This is a genomic window from Pseudomonas sp. 21LCFQ02 (assembly GCF_024129895.2).
Lineage (GTDB): Bacteria > Pseudomonadota > Gammaproteobacteria > Pseudomonadales > Pseudomonadaceae > Aquipseudomonas.
In genome coordinates this window covers 4,359,749-4,377,472 of record NZ_CM178749.1, presented here as the reverse complement: position 1 = coordinate 4,377,472, position 17,724 = coordinate 4,359,749, and the positions used below count along the sequence as shown (strand labels likewise).

General features: G+C 59.7%; 16 protein-coding genes and 2 pseudogenes. 7 read left to right on the top strand and 11 right to left on the bottom strand.

Going from position 1 to position 17,724, the window contains the following annotated elements; all coding sequences use genetic code 11:
- Window positions 1-48 precede the first annotated feature (48 nt).
- Entirely contained in the window at window positions 49-1,044 is a 996-nt protein-coding gene (locus NJC40_RS19990; RefSeq protein WP_253140834.1) for a DNA-binding protein, read from the top strand.
- Between the two features lie 172 nt (window positions 1,045-1,216).
- On the opposite strand, the pseudogene NJC40_RS19985 reads toward NJC40_RS19990, so the two are convergent.
- From NJC40_RS19985 to NJC40_RS19965, 5 genes and pseudogenes are all read right to left on the bottom strand, one after another.
- Window positions 1,217-1,516 (bottom strand): annotated as a pseudogene (locus tag NJC40_RS19985) (response regulator); the annotation flags it as partial.
- A 129-nt stretch (window positions 1,517-1,645) separates the two neighbouring features.
- Window positions 1,646-2,932: pseudogene (locus tag NJC40_RS19980) on the bottom strand (hybrid sensor histidine kinase/response regulator); the annotation flags it as partial.
- 70 nt (window positions 2,933-3,002) lie between these two features.
- Entirely contained in the window at window positions 3,003-4,361 is a 1,359-nt protein-coding gene (gene gorA, locus NJC40_RS19975) for a glutathione-disulfide reductase (protein ID WP_253140835.1), read from the bottom strand.
- Between the two features lie 112 nt (window positions 4,362-4,473).
- Window positions 4,474-5,313, bottom strand: coding sequence for a UTP--glucose-1-phosphate uridylyltransferase GalU (gene galU, locus NJC40_RS19970; protein WP_045491081.1), 840 nt, complete (start codon window positions 5,311-5,313; stop codon window positions 4,474-4,476).
- Window positions 5,314-5,357: 44 nt separating this feature from the next.
- The gene (locus NJC40_RS19965) at window positions 5,358-6,719 is read right to left on the bottom strand and encodes a UDP-glucose dehydrogenase family protein (protein WP_253140836.1); all 1,362 of its coding nucleotides are present in this window, start codon (window positions 6,717-6,719) and stop codon (window positions 5,358-5,360) included.
- Window positions 6,720-6,964: 245 nt separating this feature from the next.
- On the opposite strand from NJC40_RS19965, the gene NJC40_RS19960 reads away from it, so the two are divergent.
- The gene (locus NJC40_RS19960; protein ID WP_045491076.1) at window positions 6,965-7,246 is read left to right on the top strand and encodes a hypothetical protein; all 282 of its coding nucleotides are present in this window, start codon (window positions 6,965-6,967) and stop codon (window positions 7,244-7,246) included.
- Between the two features lie 105 nt (window positions 7,247-7,351).
- Here NJC40_RS19960 and NJC40_RS19955 read toward each other — a convergent pair whose 3' ends face one another.
- Window positions 7,352-7,705, bottom strand: coding sequence for a hypothetical protein (locus NJC40_RS19955; protein WP_253140837.1), 354 nt, complete (start codon window positions 7,703-7,705; stop codon window positions 7,352-7,354).
- A 168-nt stretch (window positions 7,706-7,873) separates the two neighbouring features.
- On the opposite strand from NJC40_RS19955, the gene NJC40_RS19950 reads away from it, so the two are divergent.
- The 3 genes from NJC40_RS19950 (at window position 7,874) to alkB (ending at window position 9,140) form a co-directional block, all read left to right on the top strand.
- Window positions 7,874-8,179 carry a DUF1883 domain-containing protein gene (locus NJC40_RS19950; protein WP_045491071.1) on the top strand — a complete coding sequence of 102 codons (306 nt, stop codon included), beginning with the start codon at window positions 7,874-7,876 and terminating at the stop codon, window positions 8,177-8,179.
- A gap of 24 nt (window positions 8,180-8,203) precedes the next feature.
- Window positions 8,204-8,383, top strand: a complete 180-nt coding sequence (locus tag NJC40_RS19945) for a hypothetical protein (protein ID WP_045491068.1) — start codon at window positions 8,204-8,206, stop codon at window positions 8,381-8,383.
- Window positions 8,384-8,492: 109 nt separating this feature from the next.
- A complete protein-coding gene (gene alkB / locus NJC40_RS19940) occupies window positions 8,493-9,140 on the top strand; it encodes a DNA oxidative demethylase AlkB (RefSeq protein ID WP_253140838.1) in 648 nt (215 codons plus the stop codon).
- Between the two features lie 43 nt (window positions 9,141-9,183).
- Here the strand turns inward: alkB and NJC40_RS19935 are convergent, their stop codons facing one another.
- The 4 genes from NJC40_RS19935 to gnd are packed head-to-tail and all read right to left on the bottom strand — an operon-like array spanning window position 9,184 to window position 14,367.
- Window positions 9,184-11,001, bottom strand: a complete 1,818-nt coding sequence (locus NJC40_RS19935) for a glycoside hydrolase family 15 protein (RefSeq protein ID WP_253140839.1) — start codon at window positions 10,999-11,001, stop codon at window positions 9,184-9,186.
- Window positions 11,002-11,051: 50 nt separating this feature from the next.
- Complete coding sequence (locus NJC40_RS19930) at window positions 11,052-11,873, bottom strand: HAD family hydrolase (RefSeq protein ID WP_253140841.1); 822 nt, start codon at window positions 11,871-11,873, stop codon at window positions 11,052-11,054.
- Complete coding sequence (gene zwf / locus NJC40_RS19925; protein ID WP_045491057.1) at window positions 11,866-13,392, bottom strand: glucose-6-phosphate dehydrogenase; 1,527 nt, start codon at window positions 13,390-13,392, stop codon at window positions 11,866-11,868. Before zwf ends, NJC40_RS19930 begins: the two co-directional genes overlap by 8 nt.
- Window positions 13,393-14,367: a phosphogluconate dehydrogenase (NAD(+)-dependent, decarboxylating) gene (gnd, locus tag NJC40_RS19920; protein ID WP_253140842.1), complete on the bottom strand. Its 975-nt coding sequence runs from the start codon at window positions 14,365-14,367 to the stop codon at window positions 13,393-13,395.
- A gap of 316 nt (window positions 14,368-14,683) precedes the next feature.
- Between gnd and NJC40_RS19915 the strand changes: the two genes are divergently transcribed.
- Entirely contained in the window at window positions 14,684-14,854 is a 171-nt protein-coding gene (locus tag NJC40_RS19915) for a DUF6026 family protein (protein ID WP_144403304.1), read from the top strand.
- Window positions 14,855-14,996: 142 nt separating this feature from the next.
- On the opposite strand, the gene NJC40_RS19910 is transcribed toward NJC40_RS19915, so the two are convergent.
- Window positions 14,997-15,488: a GNAT family N-acetyltransferase gene (locus NJC40_RS19910; protein WP_045491051.1), complete on the bottom strand. Its 492-nt coding sequence runs from the start codon at window positions 15,486-15,488 to the stop codon at window positions 14,997-14,999.
- 633 nt (window positions 15,489-16,121) lie between these two features.
- On the opposite strand from NJC40_RS19910, the gene glgA reads away from it, so the two are divergent.
- Window positions 16,122-17,717 (top strand): glycogen synthase GlgA, encoded by a 1,596-nt coding sequence (glgA, locus tag NJC40_RS19905; RefSeq protein WP_253140844.1) that lies wholly within the window; start codon window positions 16,122-16,124, stop codon window positions 17,715-17,717.
- The last annotated feature ends 7 nt before the right edge of the window (window positions 17,718-17,724 follow it).

Below are 17,724 nucleotides of genomic sequence, written 5' to 3'. Positions count from 1 at the left end.
TATGTAATTACAGGATACATACCACAGTACGAAATCGTAGGAGCAGCCATGGCGCGCGGCGGAATCAATAAGGCCCTGGTGCACAAAGCCAGACAGGCGCTGCTGGCGCGCGGCGACAACCCGAGCATCGACGCAGTACGCGTTGAAATGGGCAATACCGGCTCTAAAACCACCATTCATCGCTATCTCAAAGAGCTGGAGGGGCACGACAGCCCTGCCCCAAGCCTTAATGAAGAGCTGGCCGAACTGGTCGCGGTGTTGGCTGAGCGACTGCAAGGCCAGGCTCAGGAGCGCATTGATGAAGCCGAGCAACACGCAAGTCAGCAGTGCCAGGCTATGCGCGCAGAACTCGCAGGCGTGCAGCAGCAACTGGAGCAATGGCAAACCCGCTTTGATTTGCAAAAAGAAGTGTTGAGCAAAGAAACCCAGGCGCTGGAGCAAACCAAAGACGCTCTGCAGCAGGCCAAAACCGAGAACACTCGGCTGAATCAGGCCAACCAAGACCTGCAATCACGCCTGCAAGATCGCGACCGGCATCTCGAATCGCTGGAAGAAAAGCATCGCCACGCCCGCGACGCCCTGGAGCACTACCGCAACTCGGTGAAAGAACAGCGCGACCAGGACCAGCAGCGCTACGAGGGGCAACTCCAACAGTTGCAAATGGAGCTGCGGCAGTCGCGGCAAACCCTGGCCTTGCACCAGGAATCGATCACCCTGCTCAACCGCGATAACGAGCGCTTGCTGGCTGAGCAACGCGGCACCGCCCGAGAACTGCATGCTTGCCAGACGCAACTGGACAAAACCACCAAGCAGGCTGAAAAAGCCAGCGCCGAACAACACAAAGCCATCAATCGCAGCGCCCAACTGGAAGTACGCCTGCAAACCACCCAGCAGCAAAGCGCTGCACTCAAGCACAGCCTGAGCGAAGCCACGCAACAAAACCGCATGCTCGAATTACTGCTGAGCAGAAAGGAAGCCGCCCTGGAAACCCTGCAGGCGCAAATTGCCGAACACGACTCGCCCACCCCGCAGGAGCGGCTTTAGCCGCAATACTGTTCATTTAGGTACTGTATGCCCTCGGTGGGAGCGACCTTGGTCGCGAAGAGGCCGGCAAAGTCACTGCATCTGCTGCGAATGTGCCGCCGTCTTCGCTGGCAAGCCAGCTCTCACCTAACCGACCTGACTGATCTGTATCAGCCCTACACAACAACAGTATTCAAGCGGCCCTTTCAAGCATCCAGCGCACCCGCGCCGCCAGCTCATCGACATTGAACGGCTTGGTCAGCACGTCTTTTTCGACCGCCTGTGACACCTCGTCGATCTGAGGACTGCCGGCATAGCCCGTCATGAACAGCACGTTGAGCGCCGGCCGGAACTGACGGGCAATCCCGGCCAGCTGACGACCATTGAGGCCCGGCAGGCCGACATCGGTAATCAGCAAGTCGATACGAGCCGAGCCCTGCAGACGTTTGATAGCGCCTGCAGCATCGCCGGACTCCAGGGTTGAGTAACCAAGATCGCGCAACGCATCGACCACCAGCATCCGCACCGCGCTTTCATCCTCAACCACCAGCACGCACTCCCCCGCAACAGCGCGAGGCGCCTGCCGGGCATCACTGACATCGGCCACCCGCTGGCTGACCTGAGCCACACAAGGCAGATACAGCCGGATGCAGGTGCCCTCGCCCTCACGACTATCGACCCGCACATGGCCGCCGGTCTGCTTCATGAAGCCGTAGACCATCGACAATCCCAAACCCGTACCCTGACCTACTGGTTTGGTGGTGAAAAATGGGTCGAAGACCTTTTCAATGACATGGGCAGGAATACCGCAACCACTGTCCTCGACGCTCAACTGCACATACTCGCCTGGCGCCAGGTCCTGATGCAGGGTGTCGATGGTCGTGACCTGGCTGCGCACCCGCAAACGCCCCCCTTCAGGCATGGCGTCCCGCGCATTGATCACCAGATTGAGTAACGCATTTTCCAACTGGTGCTCATCCGTACAAATGACCCTGTCATGCTCTTCAAGCTCGATCTGCAACTGAATGCTCTCGCCAATCGTGCGACGCAACAGCTCCTCCATGGACAGCACCATCGGATTGACGGGCATGATGCTGTTGCTCAACGACTGACGCCGGGCAAACGTCAATAAGCGCTGAGTCAGGGCCGCAGCGCGATTGGCTGCGGTCGTGGCTGCATCAATGTACTTGTCAACCTCAGCCACACGCCCGGCGGCAATCCGCCGCCGCGTAAGGTCCAGCGCCCCGAGCACACCGGTCAGCATGTTGTTGAAGTCGTGGGCAATGCCTCCGGTCAATTGGCCAATGGCGTCCATCTTCTGCGCGTGGCGCAGTGCTTCTTCGGCCTGGGCGCGCTCGGCGATCTCCACCTGCAGGCGCTGATTGGCTTCGGCCAGCTCGCGGGTACGCTCGGCCACCCGCAACTCCAGACTGTCATTGAGTTCGCGCAACGCCTCTTCGGCATTGACCTGTGCGGTGATGTCGGTGTGAGTACCAAGCCAGTGGGTGATATGGCCCTGATCATCACGAATCGGCAATGCCCGACACAAAAACCAATTGAATGTGCCGTCCTTGCTGCGCAGCGGAAAGGTGTCTTCCCAGACCGAGCCCGTGGAGAAGCAATGTTTGAGTCGCGCAGTGACCCGCTGATAATGATCCTGATGATGCACCGCTCGCCAACCCAACGCCTGCATCGACTCCAGCGACGCGCCGGTATAGTCATACCAGCGCTCGTTGTACCAGCGGATACAGCCCTCGGGGTCAGCCGTCCAGGCCAGCTGACTCATGTTGTCGGCCAGCGTGCGAAACTGTCGCTCGCTTTCACGCAGCGCATCGATCTGCCGCAGGGCGTTATTGTCGGGCGGCATGCAACTCAGTGGCATGACCGGCGTCGGGGTCTGCTTGCTCAACACAGGACTCCATCCTTGAATGCGGATTTTGCCCGGTTCTCATCCTGAATACCGGGCATGGTAACAACCGTTAGCGCGCCACCGGACTGCGCATGGTGACGAACTCCTCCGCCGCCGTCGGATGCACGCCCAGGGTATCGTCGAACACCTGCTTGGTCGCACCGGCCTTGAGCGCGACCGCCAGGCTTTGCACGATCTCACCGGCATCCGGGCCGACCATATGGCAACCGAGCACCCGGTCACTGGCGCTGTCGACGATCAGCTTCATGAAAGTCCGCTCCTGATCATCGGTCAGGGTCAGTTTCATTGGCCTGAAACGGCTTTCGAACACCTGTACCGAGTAGCCCTCTTCAATGGCTTGCTCTTCGGTAAGGCCCACGGTGCCAATGTTCGGCAGACTGAAAACGGCTGTCGGGATGTGATTGTAGTCTACCGGGCGAAACTGCTCGGGCTTGAACAGACGACGGGCCACCGCCATGCCTTCTGCCAGCGCCACAGGCGTCAGTTGAACACCACCAATGACATCGCCCAACGCAAGAATCGACGGCTCGCTGCTCTGATAATGCTCATCGACCTGGATATAGCCCTGCTTGTCGAGTTTGACGTCGACAGTCTCCAGCCCCAAATTGTCGAGCATCGGTCGCCGGCCAGTGGCATAGAACACGCAATCGGTGTCCAGCGTGCCGCCATCCTTGAGACTGACCTTCAGACTACCGTCTGGCTGCTTGTCGATCCTTGAGATATCGCAATTGAAACGCACATCCATGCCATGCTTGAGCAATTCTTCATGCAAGTGCTTGCGCACCCCGCCGTCAAAGCCGCGCAGGAACAGCTCGCCACGGTACGCCAGGGTGGTCTGCGCACCCAGGCCGTTGAAGATCGAAGCGAACTCGACCGCAATGTAGCCGCCGCCCACCACGATGATGCGTTTGGGCAACTCGGCCAGATGGAAAGCCTCGTTAGAGGTGATCGCATTCTCACGCCCCGGTACATCGGGCACTTGTGGCCAGCCACCGGTGGCGATCAGGATGCGTTCGGCGGTGTATGACGTGCCATCGACCTGCACAGTATGCGGGCCGGTGATCCGCCCATGCCCTTCGAGCAGGGTCACGCCACTGTCGACCAGCAGCTTGCGGTAAATACCGTTAAGACGCTGGATCTCCTTGTCTTTGTTGCCGATCAGGGTGGCCCAGTTGAACTCGGGCTGCCCTACATTCCAGCCAAAGCCTTTGGCATTGTCGAAGTCATCGGCAAAGTGCGCACCGTACACCAGCAGTTTTTTCGGCACACAGCCCACGTTGACACACGTACCGCCCAGATAACGGCTTTCCACAACCGCAACCCGCGCCCCGAAACCCGCAGCAAAGCGCGCTGCCCGTACACCACCGGAACCGGCGCCGATGACAAAAAGATCGAAGTCGTAAGCCATTACTGCCTCCATGAATAGGTGCTCAGCATAACGGCTATGCGAACCCCGCAGAAATGAAAAAGCCACCCCGGTGCGAACACCGGGATGGCTTTGGGTGGACAGGCAGGTGAAGTCAGAACGCTTTGCCGGTCTTGTAGAAGTTTTCGAAGCAGAAGTTGGTCGCGTCGATGTAACCCTCGGCGCCGCCGCAGTCGAAACGCTGGCCTTTGAACTTGTAAGCCAGCACGTTGCCTTGGGCAGCCTGCTTCATCAATGCGTCAGTGATCTGGATCTCGCCGCCTTTGCCTGGCTCGGTCTGTTCGATCAGCTCGAAAATGTCCGGCGTCAGGATGTAACGACCGATGATGGCCAGGTTCGACGGTGCGTCTTCAGGCTTCGGCTTCTCGACCATGTCGTTGACACGGAACAGACCCGGCTTGATTTCCTCACCGGCAATCACACCGTACTTGTTGGTTTCCTGCGGATCGACTTCCTGAATGGCAACGATCGAGCAGCGATACAGTTTGAACAGCTTGACCATCTGTTGCAGCACGCCGTCGCCTTCGAGGTTGACGCACAGGTCGTCGGCCAGCACCACGGCGAACGGCTCGTTGCCGATCAACGGGCGACCGCTGAGGATTGCGTGGCCCAGGCCTTTCATTTCAGTCTGACGGGTGTACGAGAAGCTGCACTCGTCGATCAGGCGGCGGATGCCGACCAGGTATTTTTCCTTGTCGGTGCCTTTGATCTGGTGCTCCAGCTCGTAGCTGATGTCGAAGTGATCTTCCAGCGCGCGCTTGCCGCGACCGGTGACGATGGAGATCTGGTTCAAGCCCGCTTCAAGTGCTTCTTCCACACCGTATTGAATCAGTGGCTTGTTGACCACTGGCAGCATCTCTTTGGGCATGGCTTTGGTCGCTGGCAAAAAGCGAGTGCCGTAACCGGCTGCAGGGAACAAGCATTTCTTGATCATATAAGTCCTTAGTTAAGGGCTGGGGCATTGTCGGCGCAGTCTAATCAGGCGGCGGTCACCTTACAATGCCCCACCACTGGCCTTCCGATGCCATGGTAGAGGAATCCTTGGGCAGATAGTTCCGCGCTGTCGTAGATATTGCGACCATCGAACAACACCGGCATGCGCATCGATGCGCGAATTCGCAGGAAATCGGGCTGGCGAAACTGCTTCCATTCGGTGACCAGCACCACCGCATCGGCGCCCTGCGCACAGCCGTAAAGCGACTCGCACAAGCGTAGCTGACCGCGGCCGATTGCATCGACATAACGCTCGGCCACCGCAACCATCGCGGCAGGATCAGTGGCCTGGACCTGGACACCGGCAGCCAACAGCGCGTCGATCAACACCAGGCTGGGGGCCTCGCGAATATCGTCGGTGCCCGGTTTGAAGGCCAGCCCCCAGACGCCGACCACCCGGCCTTGCAGGTAGCCACCGAAATGCTGACGCAAGGCGCTGAACAACAGGGTTTTCTGGGTCGCATTGCGCGCCTGCACGGCTTTGAGAATCTGCGCCTCGAAGCCTTGCTGCTCGGCGGTCTTGATCAACGCCCGCACATCCTTGGGGAAACAGGAGCCACCGTAGCCGCAACCGGCATAAATAAAATGCGTACCGATCCGCTGATCACTGCCAATCGCGCGTCGAACCTGCTCGATATCCACGTCCAGCGCGGCGCACAGCCCGGCCATTTCGTTGATGAACGAAATCTTGGTGGCCAGGAAGGCGTTGGCCGCGTACTTGCTGAACTCTGCGGCGCGCAAGCCCATCACCAGGACACGCTCGCGGTTGCGCAAGAACGGGCTGTACAGCCGTTGCAACAACTCGGCCGACTGCATCTCGGCTGCACCAACGATCACTCTGTCCGGTCTCATGAAGTCGTCGATGGCCGCCCCCTCCTTGAGAAACTCCGGGTTGCTCGCCACCGGGATGCGCAGCTTCATGCCGCGCCGGACCAAGCGCTGATTGATACGCTGGGCAATTTTTTCACAGGTGCCCACCGGCACCGTGGACTTGTTGACCACCAGGCATGGACGAGCAAGGCACTGCCCCAACTGATCGGCCACTGCCAGCACATGGCGCAGATCGGCCGAACCATCTTCCTGGCTGGGCGTACCGACGGCAATGAACACGATGTCTGCCTGGCGCACGCCCTCGACGAGACTGCCAGTGAAACTCAACTGACCACTGCCAGCGTGCTCTTTGAGCATCACTTGCAGGCCTGGCTCGTGAATCGGGCATTCTCCGCGTTGCAAGGCCGCCAAACGAGCCGGCTGATGCTCGACGCAGATCACATGGTTGCCCATTTCGGCAAAACAGGCCGCGCTGACCAGCCCGACATAGCCGGCACCGATGATGCAGAGTCGCATAGTCGTGTCTCCTGACAAGATTTGCGACAATTGCACCGTCAGCCGGTTGCAGCATCGTGACGGGCACAAGACAGCCCTGTGACCGCCGACAACCCGGTAATTTATGGCGGAACGATGGCACCGCACCTCAGTCCAAGTGCATTATCCGGTTTTTAGCGCGCCCCAGACCTCAAGCACTGCGCATTCGAGGCAAGGCGCCGCAACTGAAACCACTCCTTCCAGAGCCAATAGCCGAAGCGACCATCATGATCAGACTGCTGCCCCTTATCGCTGTACTGGGCCTTACCGCGTGCGCCACTGCCTCCCCGACCTACATGAAAAACGGCCAACAGGGGCTAAGCATCGACTGTTCCGGCGAAGCGATGTCGTGGGCCAAGTGCTATGAAAAAGCCGAGGACTCTTGCGCTGGCACCGGTTACGAAATCGTCGGCACCGACGGCACTCCACAGCTTGACGCTGAAGAAAAGACCTTGGGCATGGACGTGGGTAACTTCAAGCACCGCAGCGTGCTGGTGGTCTGCAAGTAGGAGCGACCTTGGTCGCGAAGAGGGCGGTACATCCGCAGCAGATGTAGCGTATTTATTGGCCTCTTCGCGAGCAGAGCTCGCTCCCACAGAGATACAAGTATTGCCTTAACCGGAGATGCACGCCTCAGCGGCCTTTTGCACGACACCGCCACGGATCGGCAGGTTGTTGAGGTGTTCATGAACCTTGATCGAGCTGCCGCTGGAACGTTCGTCAATGTCGACAATCGCCGCCGGCGCATCGCTGAGCTTTTGTGCAACGATCAGGCGCACACCGTCGTTACGGGCTTCTTTCATCGGCGGCTGACGGCTGTCACCCAGCTTGTCGATAAAGCAATCGGCGTATTGGTCAGGCTTTTTGCCGGAAATAACGCTCAGGGTCGCGGGTGAATGCTCGATATCCTCGACTGTTGCGCACCCGGCCAATGTCGCCAGGGCCAGGATTACCACGGCCAGTTTCATGCTTTTTTCTCCAAAATAAAGCCGCTATGACCAGCACGGAGCGAATAAGATCCCGAGCACGAAAACTTTTTGCCATCATAGGCAAATAACTGTGCGCCACTGCTCAAAACCTTTGCCGGGTCGTGTTATCGTCTCGCTTTTGCGATGCCGCCTGTTCCGGAGACACCCATGAAGTTCGTACACCAGCGTGAACACCTCAATGAAGACGATCTGGTCGTCATTGAATGTTCGCGTACCTGCAACATCCGCCTGATGAACGATGCGAACTTTCGCAGCTTCAAGAATGGCGGTCGGCACACCTATCATGGCGGCGCCTTCGACCGGTTCCCGGCCAAGATTACCGTACCGAGCAGCGGCTTCTGGAACATCACCATCGACACCGTCGGGCGCAAACCCGACAAAGACCCGGGCCACAAGCCGACATTTAGCCACTCGATCAAGATTGTGCGCCGCTCGCCTTCACAGCTGCGCTGAACCCAGATCCGCCCAGGAGTCACCGTGACCAGCCCTGCCCCGACCATCAAGTTCGCCATCAGCTACAAACTCAATGGCGAGCGCCGCTTTGAATTCGCCTATCTACAGTCTGCCTGCGTGGACGAAGCCCGTGCGGCACTGGAAAAAATGCACGACCAGAGCGGCGACGTAATCAGCGACGTCAAGGTCAGCAAGGCGCTCTGACCGGCATCAAAGCCAGCGTGCACCAGGTCAGTCTGGCGGATGCCAGACCGGCCGCGAACCTGCAAAGATCAGCGGCCATGCCGCCCGGCGCTGGCGCCAGGATCCTGCGATGAATTTCGATCTGTTTGCCGACGACACACCCAAGGGCCGCGAAACCATCGGCCCGTCCGCCGTGGTGTTGCGCGGCTTCGCTTTGCCTGAAGTGCAGAGCTGCCTGGCACTGCTGAAGCAACTTCAGGCTGCCGCCCCGCTTCGGCACATGTCCACCCCTGGCGGCTACCGGATGTCAGCGGCGATGACTTGCTGCGGTACACTGGGCTGGGTGACCGATCAGCATGGCTATCGCTACACCGCGGTCGACCCGTTGACCGGTCAAGCCTGGCCGACGATGCCCGACGCCTGGCGCATTCTGGCCCGTGAAGCCGCCGCACAGGCAGGCTTTGCCGGTTTCGAGCCGGATGCCTGCCTGATCAATCGCTATGTGCCCGGGGCGAAAATGTCGCTGCATCAGGACAAAGATGAGCGCGACCACCGCTGGCCGGTGGTTTCGGTCTCGCTGGGGTTACCCGCAGTGTTCCAGTTCGGTGGCCTGAAGCGCAGTGACAAGCCCCTGCGCGTGCCGCTCTTTCATGGCGACGTGCTGGTCTGGGGCGGTGCAGACCGCCTGCGCTTTCATGGCATCCTGCCGATTGCCGAGGGCGAACATCCGCTGCTGGGCGCGCAGCGGATAAACCTGACGTTTCGCAAGGCGGGCTGACACCAAGACTGTTCAGTTGGACCGGTGGGAGCCAGCTTTACAGCTACACCACCTGCGCACAGCTACGCGCCTTGATCGGGCAACGGCTGGCAGCACGGTGCAAATTCAATGCGGTGTTGATGATGCCGATATGGCTGAACGCCTGCGGGAAATTACCCAGCATGCGCCGGTCTTTGACGTCGTATTGCTCAGCCAGCAGGCCGACGTCATTGCACAACCCACACAGCCGCTCGAACAATACCCTGGCCTCATCAACCCGGCCTTGCAACACATACACATCGGCCAGCCAGAACGAGCAGACCAGGAAGGTGCCCTCGCCGCCCTTGACCCCATCGGCCGCCCGCTCACTGTCGTAGCGCAACAATAAGCCGTCTTGCAGCAGCTTGTTCTCGATCTCGCGCACGGTGCCTATAACGCGCGGGTCGTCAGCAGGCAAAAAGCCGGTCAGGGCGATCTGCAACAAGCTGGCGTCGACCTCCTTGGCACCGTATGACTGCACAAAGCTGTTGAGTTGCTTATCAAAGCCATTGCTGCAGACATCGGCATGGATTTGATCAGCGACTTCCCGGCAGCGGGTCGCCAGCCGGCGGTCGCGTTCGCTGGTCGCGGTGTCGGCCAATTGCCGGGCGTTACGGTCGAACGCCACCCAGGCCATGACTTTGGAATGGGTGAAGTGGCGTGGCTCGCAACGGATTTCCCAAATACCGGCATCAGGCTGGCGCCAGATCTTTTCCAGGTACGGCATCACCAGCCTGGAAATACCGACACCACGCGGGTGTTGCGCCATGCCGCTGGCCGCCGCCTGGGTCATGGCGTCGGCCACCTCGCCGTAGACGTCGAGCTGCATTTGAGTGGCCGCACCATTTCCGACCCGCACCGGCCGCGAACCTTCATAACCTGCCAGCCAGGGCAACTCATACTCCTGAAGACGCCGCTCACCGCCCAGACCGTACATGATCTGGATCTGCTCCGGGTTACCGGCAATCGAGCGCAATAGCCAGTCACGCCAGGCGGTGGCTTCTTCAAGGTAACCGAGGTTGATAAAGGCCAGCAGGGTCATGGTCGCATCACGCAACCAGCAGTAGCGGTAGTCCCAGTTACGTTCACCGCCCAGTTCTTCGGGCAGCGAGGTGGTAACCGCCGCAACGATGCCGCCGGTAGGTGCGTAAGTCATGGCTTTAAGAGTGATCAGCGAGCGCTTGACCTGTTCACTCCATGGACCAACGTCAGGGCAGTGCCCGGAAAAATCACGCCAGAAGCGTGTGGTGGCCTCCAGAGCCTGCTGGGTATCGAGCGCCGGGTACAGGCTTTCGTTAGAGGGCTGCCAGCCCAGGCAAAAGGTCAGGACCTCTCCCTCAGTGACGGCAAACCGGCTGCCGGTGTGATGATCCCTGGGGTGCAGATCGACCGGGCTGCGCAGCACCAGCATTTCCGGGCCGGCAACCGCGGTCAGCGTATGCGGCTCACGCTTTTCAACCCACGGCACGGTACTGCCATAGTCGAAGCGGATCGCCAGATCCATGACAAACTCCAGCGTTCCTTCGAGCCCCACCACACTGCGCACCACATGGCCGGTGGTGTCCATAGGCATGAAATCGACCAGCTTGGCGCGGCCGCTGGCGGTGCGGAACTCGGTCTCCAGGATCAAAGTACCGTCCTGGTAACGCCGCTCGACGCCTGACACCGCTTCAACCGGCGCAATTTTCCAGCAACCGTTGTCGCTGTCGCCCAGCAACGCGGCGAAGCAGGCACCGGCGTCGAAACGCGGAAAACACAACCAGTCCAGTGAACCATCCCGCGACACCAATGCCGCCGTCTTGCAGTTGCCCAACAAGGCGTAGTCTTCGATCAGCGCAGCCATGGTTTTCCCCCGTCTTGCTGACCGGAGGCTCCACAGCCGGAGCACTCCTGTCAGCGGCCTGGCAGCAGATAGCGATCAATCGCCTGCACCACGCCCTCTTCTGTATTACTGCCGGTGACCCGGTCAGCCTGAATACGGACATCCTCTCGCGCCTGGCCCATCGCAATCGACAAACCGGCCACACGAAACATGGCCACATCGTTATGACCATCGCCAATCGCTGCGGTTTGCTCGATGTTCACCCCAATGTGCGCAGCCAGGCTCTGCAAGGCCTGACCCTTATTGGCCTGTATGGCCGTGATATCGAGGTAGTAGTCCTGTGACCGCGCGGCCAACGCCTGGCCTTGCAACAATTCGCCAAGCTGGTGTTCAAGAGCCTTGAGCAGCTCGAAATCAGCGCTTGAAGCGACCATTTTGTCGATGCGAGGCAGGAAGGGCTCGAAGCTGTCGACCGGGACCGGGTCATAGCCCAATGCGCTGCGCTCGTGCCCGACATAGCTGCCGTTGAGGTCGCGCAGCAGCCATTGGTCGTCAGCAAACACCCAGACATCCACGCAGGCCCCGGCAAATACCTGCAAGCAAGTGCGTACCGCATCAGGGTCAATATGATGCGCGGCAAGCACGCGACCGTCCGTATCGATCAGGGTGCCGCCATTGAAGCCGGCATAAGGCACGTCGATGCCGAGCATCTCGACGATCTCGCGCATGGCCCGTGGCGGACGGCTGCTGGCCACACTAAAGGCAATCTCAGCCTGGCGCAGACGTACGATCGCCGCGATGGTCGCGGCACTCGGGCGGTGGTCAGGCTGCAACAAGGTGCCATCCAGGTCACTGAGCAGCAGGCGGATTGCTGGCTGAAGGTCTTCAGCCATCGATCTGCCGCCATTCACGACCATCGTTGCGCAGCAGCTCATCCGCCGCTTCAGGCCCGCTGCCGCCGGCAATGTAAGGCTGCACTTCCGGGTGCTTGTTCCAGGCATCAAGGAACGGCTGCACCGCACGCCAGCCGTTTTCAATGTTGTCAGCACGCTGGAACAGGGTCTGGTCACCGGTCAGGCAGTCGTAGATCAGCGTCTCGTAGCCAGTGGACGGGTGCATCTCGAAGAAATCCTTGTAGGCAAAGCCCAACGCGATGTCTTCCATGTCCAGCGTCGGCCCGGGACGCTTGGCGAACAGGTCAAACCACATGCCCTCGTTGGGCTGGATCTGAATCCGCAGGAAATTGGGCCGCAGGCGGTCGACGTCGGTGTCGCGGAACTGCGCGTAAGGCGCCGGCTTGAAGCAGATCGCGATCTCGGTGCTGCGGGTGCTCAAACGCTTGCCGGTACGCAGGTAAAACGGCACGCCCACCCAGCGCCAGTTGTCGATCATCACCTTGAGGGCAACGTAGGTTTCGGTGTTGCTGTCCGGCTCGATACGCTCTTCTTCGCGGTAACCGACCAGGTCAGCACTCTTGTTGGCGGTGTACTGACCGCGCACCGAGTTGGCCAATGCCTCCATCTCGCTCCAGGGCCGGATAGCGCCGACCACTTTGGCCTTTTCACCACGCACCGCATCGGCGCCGAACGCGGCCGGCGGCTCCATGGCCACCATCGCCAGTAGCTGAAACAGGTGATTGGGCACCATGTCGCGCAGTGCGCCGGTGTTCTCGTAGAAGCCGGCCCGGGTGCCGACCCCGACCGTTTCAGCGGCGGTGATCTGCACGTGGTCGATGTAATGGTTGTTCCAGAACGATTCGAACAGGCCGTTGGAAAACCGACTGACCAGGATGTTCTGGACGGTTTCCTTGCCCAGGTAATGGTCGATGCGGTAGATCTGCTTTTCGCCCATGACCTTGAGCAGGCATTCGTTCAGCGCCACGGCGCTGGCCAGATCCGAGCCAAAGGGCTTTTCGATCACCACCCGGCGAAACGCGCCTTCACGCTCGTCAAGCAGCCCGGCTGCGCCAAGGCGCTGCGCCACCTCGCTGAAAAAGCGCGGCGCCGTCGCCAGGTAGAACGCCGCGTTGCCGGTCCCGGTACTCTCGATCTTGCTGGCGATATCGCGGTAGGTGGCGTCGTCCAGGAAGTCACCCTGAATGTAACTGATGCGCCCGGCAAGCCGCCCCCACAGTTGCGGGTCAAGGACCTCGCCGCCCTCGGCATTTTTTTTCGCGCCTTCTTCACGGATGAAGGCTTCGAGCTTGGCGGTGTACTGCTGATCGGTCGCGGCGTTGTGGTCAACGCCGACGATGTGCAGGTTGTCATCCACCAGCCCGTCACGGGTCAGGTTATACAGCGCCGGCATCAGCAGGCGCTTGACCAGGTCACCATGGGCACCAAACAGAAACAGCGTGGTTGGCGGTGCGACTTGCGGAGTCTTCTCGGCCTCGGAACGCTGCGTCAAACCCATTTACTTGACCTCCTTGTGACCACCAAAACCAAAGCGCATGGCAGACAGCATCTTGTCGCCATAAGTGGCTTGCTGACGCGAACGGAAGCGCGCGAACAAGGCGCTGGTCAGTACCGGGGCCGGTACCGCCTGCTCAATGGCGGCCTCAATGGTCCAGCGCCCTTCACCGCTGTCAGCGACCGAGCCTGAGTAGGCGTCCAGGTTCGGATCACTGGCCAATGCGTCGGCCGTCAGGTCCAGCAGCCAGGACGAAACCACGCTGCCGCGCCGCCAGACTTCGGCAATGTCAGCCACGTTAAGGTCAAAGCGCTGCTCTTCAGGCAGTTGCTCGGAGTTCTTCTGCTTGAGGATATCGAAGCCTTCGGCAAAGGCCTGCATCATTCCGTATTCGATACCGTTGTGAATCATCTTCACAAAGTGCCCGGAACCGGCCGGCCCGGCATGGATATAGCCTTGCTCGGCGCGATGGTCCTCAGCCTTGCGGTCGCGGGTGCGCGGGATATCGCCAATACCCGGTGCCAGGGTGGCGAACAGCGGGTCGAGCCGGTCGACGATGGCTTTCTCGCCGCCGATCATCATGCAGTAACCACGCTCCAGCCCCCATACGCCGCCGGAGGTACCGACGTCCACGTAGTGCAGGTCCTTGAGGGCCAGGCTGGCGGCGCGACGAATGTCGTCTTTATAGAACGTGTTGCCGCCATCAATGATCACATCATCGGGTTCGAGCAACTGGCTCAGGGCTTCAATGGTCTGCTCCGTAGCGTCACCGGCTGGCAGCATGACCCAGACCGCACGTGGTGCCTGCAAGCCCGCCACCAGGCCGGCCAGGTCGGCCGCTGCGCTGGCGCCTTCGGCGGCCAGGGTCACGCGCGAGGCCTCGTCACGGTCGTAGACCACGGTGCTGTGGCCATTTTTCATCAAACGTCTGGCGATATTGCCGCCCATGCGGCCCAAACCCACGATCCCGAGTTGCATGAGGTGCTGCTCCTGATACAAATTCAAAGTAAGAATGCTTCACGTTATACGAAGCTTCGAGGCATGCAACTTAGTGTTACAGGCTGATGTATCGGTTCCCGCCAATCAAAAAGCCGGGCTTAGCGGCGTAGTCATTGGGGTTGGTGCCAATAGCGGTAAAAGTCACGCGACAATCAAAAATAAAAAAGTTCCAATCACACGCAAAAGAAATCAGAATCCCGGCCGACAAAGGTGTCAGGCAAGGGCGGATCAGGGAGTTCGACAGTCATTGCCACAAGCCTTTCTGACGTTGAATCCGCCATTTGCGAGGTGAGCAATGGGCACTGTACTTCAAACACTTGCACCACAAACCCTGTACGTCACTATCCGTCGCGACGAGCTTCGCGCCCTGAAAGAAGAACGCGCCCAATTGCAGCACAAGCTGGCGCAAATGACCCGTTTGCTGGAGCAGGCCCAGTTTGGCGGCCAGGGCAAGCAGATCGCCTGATCGCTGACCCGCTGTCGCGGTGGCAGATCCCCTGCGTTGATCTGCCACTGAAGCACTGCCCGCCTCTGCCTCACCCAGCCCTGCCAGCAAGGCGCGCAAGTCTCCGGGTTTGCAGACAGCCTGGCAACCCGAAAGACATCCGTTACAGCACCTTTTGCCAGAACATCGCACGCCCCATCTGCGGATCGAGCTGATACCCGTCAAAACCCTGCTTCTGGTAAGCGGCCTTCGCCACCTCATTGCCTTCCAGCACTTCGAGCGTCAGCTTGCAGCAGCCGCGCTGCCGGGCAATCTCCTCGACCTTGGCAAGCATTTTCTGGCTGATGCCCAGGCCACGATGTGAAGACAGCACCACCACATCATGAATGTTCACCAGCGGGCGGCAGACGAAGGTGGAGAAACCCTCGAAGCAATTGACCAGCCCTACCGGCTCACCGGCAATGAACGCCAACACACTGAAGGCATGGGGACGCTTGGCCAGTTCACTGGCCAGTTGCTGACGGGTGTCGAGAGACAAGGATTCACCACCGCCCATGACATCTTCGGCGTAGTGATTAAGCAGCGTGCCGAGCGCTTCGGCATGAACCGGATTGGTATAGCTTGCTTGCAGGACCAGGACCTCTGGGGTTTGCATTGGCATCCTCGTTAAAACAATCGTTCGCGTCTGACAGACGTAGCCGGGGATTCTACCGCTTCGTAGATGAAAGTCGTTCAATCGGTATGCAGGAATTTTCAGACAATGTTCTCGCAGGCCGATTTCGGCGCCAGATGTGCCTCCAGCAACAGGACTTCAACAGCACGCCTGTTCAACTGCACCAAAGTGAATTAAACAGCGCACCCTCATTTGGCATTCGGGTTCCTGACGGTGCAAACAGGGTCCGAAAACGCCCTGTTAGCAGGCAGCGCGCGGTGCGCCAGCAACTATCCGACGACCGGTAACAAGCCTCTGTTTCTCAACATCCGGGCGTCTGGCCAATCAGTTTTTCCCCTCTCAATGCCAAAGATGTCGTCAATCTGAATGCGCCGCAGCCTCGGTCCAGACATTTCCCGGTAAAAAAGTCGAAACTTCTGAAAAACGGCCGGGTCATCTGATAAGACCCGCCTATGCTGAGCAATGACCTCATAAACGGCGTCATCACCCTGTCCTTGAAGCTGCGTCAGACAGTAAATGGGTACTGATCTTGCGTGAACTTGTGCGTCCGGCCGCAGGACATGGTCCGGAGCAACTTCAGAACTGCACCGATACTGTATTAATTGGGAGAACACGATGATAAGCGCCGCTGTAAAAACCCAGCAGGGAGAGAGTTTTGGTCAGCCGGCCAGCGAGCTGAATCATCCGGTTCTGAGCCGGTCGCAGATGCCGGTACTGCATTTGCCGACCACGCCAGCATTGCCTCAGCACACCATTTCCCAGGTCAACCGCCGCAAGGTGCTGTTTGTCACCTCGGAACTGGCTGATCTGGTCAAGACCGGCGGCCTGGGCGATGTTTCAGCGGCACTGCCGAGGGCCATGCGTCACCTGCACGATGTCCGTGTGCTGATTCCCGGCTATCCGCAAGTGATCAATAGCGGCAACCCGATCCATATCATCAGTGAACTGGGCGGCTATGCGGCACTGCCGCCTTGCAAGGTCGGGCGCATGGACATGAAAGATGGCTTGGTCATCTATGTGTTGATCTGCCCCGAACTGTACGAGCGCGAAGGCACGCCCTACGGCGACGTCAACGGCCGCGACTGGTCCGATAACCACATCCGCTTTGCCCGCCTGGGCCTGGCAGCCGCCGATTTTGCGGCCGGCTCGGTCAAGACCCAATGGTGCCCGGAACTGGTGCATGCCCACGACTGGCCGGCAGGCCTGGCGCCGGCCTACATGCGCTGGCGCGGACAAACCACGCCAAGCATTTTCACCATCCATAATCTGGCCTACCAGGGCACGGTCAGCCCGACCACGGCACGCGAGCTGGGTTTGCCCGAACAGGCACTGACCCCCGAAGGCATGGAGTTCTACGGGAAGCTGTCGTTCATCAAGGCCGGTATGGCTTATGCCAGCCACATCACCACGGTCAGCGCCACCTATGCCAAAGAGATCACCACGGCCGACTTCGGTTGCGGGCTGGAAGGTTTCCTGCAGAGCAAGGCTGAACAGGGCAAGCTCAGCGGCATCCCGAACGGGATCGATTCGAGCTGGGATGCCGCCACCGACAAACACCTGATCTGCCACTTCGCACCCAATGAATGGCTGCGCAAGGAAATCAACGCCGACTACGTGCGCGAGCTGTTTGAGCTGGAACCCTCCAAAGGCCCGCTGTTTGCCGTGGTCTCCCGGCTGGTTTACCAGAAGGGTCTGGACCTGACCATTGGTGTGGCCGAACACATCGTCGCCAACGGCGGGCAGATCGCAATCATCGGCCGTGGCGAGCCGGAAGAAGAACAGGCCATGCGTGATCTGGCGGCACGCTTCCCCGGCCGGGTCAGTGTCCGGGTGGGCTTTAACGAGACCGATGCCCGGCGCATGTTTGCCGGCAGCGATTTCTTGCTGATGCCGTCGCGGTACGAACCTTGCGGCCTGAGCCAGATGTACGCGCAACGCTTCGGTTCGCTGCCGGTGGCGCGCAACACCGGCGGCCTGGCTGACACCATCGAAGACGGCGTAACGGGTTTTCTGTTCAACGAATCCACGGTTGAAAGCTACACCGAAGCCCTGACCCGGGCCTTCAAAGTCTTTGAAAACACCACCCTGCTCAACGCGATGCGCTGCCGCGCCATGGCCGCGCCGTTCAACTGGCAGCAGGCGGTCGAACCCTATGCTGAGCTTTATCAGGACCTGTTGAAGAAAAATCTGGGCGTTGCCCTGCACTACTGAGAAATGA

Excerpts from the sequence above, each read along its gene's own strand:
- NJC40_RS19990 (WP_253140834.1), top strand. The coding sequence starts at position 49 with ATGGCGCGCGGCGGAATCAATAAGGCCCTGGTGCACAAAGCCAGACAG.
- gorA (WP_253140835.1), bottom strand. The coding sequence starts at position 4,361 with ATGGCTTACGACTTCGATCTTTTTGTCATCGGCGCCGGTTCCGGTGGT.
- galU (WP_045491081.1), bottom strand. The coding sequence starts at position 5,313 with ATGATCAAGAAATGCTTGTTCCCTGCAGCCGGTTACGGCACTCGCTTT.
- NJC40_RS19965 (WP_253140836.1), bottom strand. The coding sequence starts at position 6,719 with ATGCGACTCTGCATCATCGGTGCCGGCTATGTCGGGCTGGTCAGCGCG.
- NJC40_RS19960 (WP_045491076.1), top strand. The coding sequence starts at position 6,965 with ATGATCAGACTGCTGCCCCTTATCGCTGTACTGGGCCTTACCGCGTGC.
- NJC40_RS19955 (WP_253140837.1), bottom strand. The coding sequence starts at position 7,705 with ATGAAACTGGCCGTGGTAATCCTGGCCCTGGCGACATTGGCCGGGTGC.
- NJC40_RS19950 (WP_045491071.1), top strand. The coding sequence starts at position 7,874 with ATGAAGTTCGTACACCAGCGTGAACACCTCAATGAAGACGATCTGGTC.
- alkB (WP_253140838.1), top strand. The coding sequence starts at position 8,493 with ATGAATTTCGATCTGTTTGCCGACGACACACCCAAGGGCCGCGAAACC.
- NJC40_RS19935 (WP_253140839.1), bottom strand. The coding sequence starts at position 11,001 with ATGGCTGCGCTGATCGAAGACTACGCCTTGTTGGGCAACTGCAAGACG.
- NJC40_RS19930 (WP_253140841.1), bottom strand. The coding sequence starts at position 11,873 with ATGGCTGAAGACCTTCAGCCAGCAATCCGCCTGCTGCTCAGTGACCTG.
- zwf (WP_045491057.1), bottom strand. The coding sequence starts at position 13,392 with ATGGGTTTGACGCAGCGTTCCGAGGCCGAGAAGACTCCGCAAGTCGCA.
- gnd (WP_253140842.1), bottom strand. The coding sequence starts at position 14,367 with ATGCAACTCGGGATCGTGGGTTTGGGCCGCATGGGCGGCAATATCGCC.
- NJC40_RS19915 (WP_144403304.1), top strand. The coding sequence starts at position 14,684 with ATGGGCACTGTACTTCAAACACTTGCACCACAAACCCTGTACGTCACT.
- NJC40_RS19910 (WP_045491051.1), bottom strand. The coding sequence starts at position 15,488 with ATGCAAACCCCAGAGGTCCTGGTCCTGCAAGCAAGCTATACCAATCCG.
- glgA (WP_253140844.1), top strand. The coding sequence starts at position 16,122 with ATGATAAGCGCCGCTGTAAAAACCCAGCAGGGAGAGAGTTTTGGTCAG.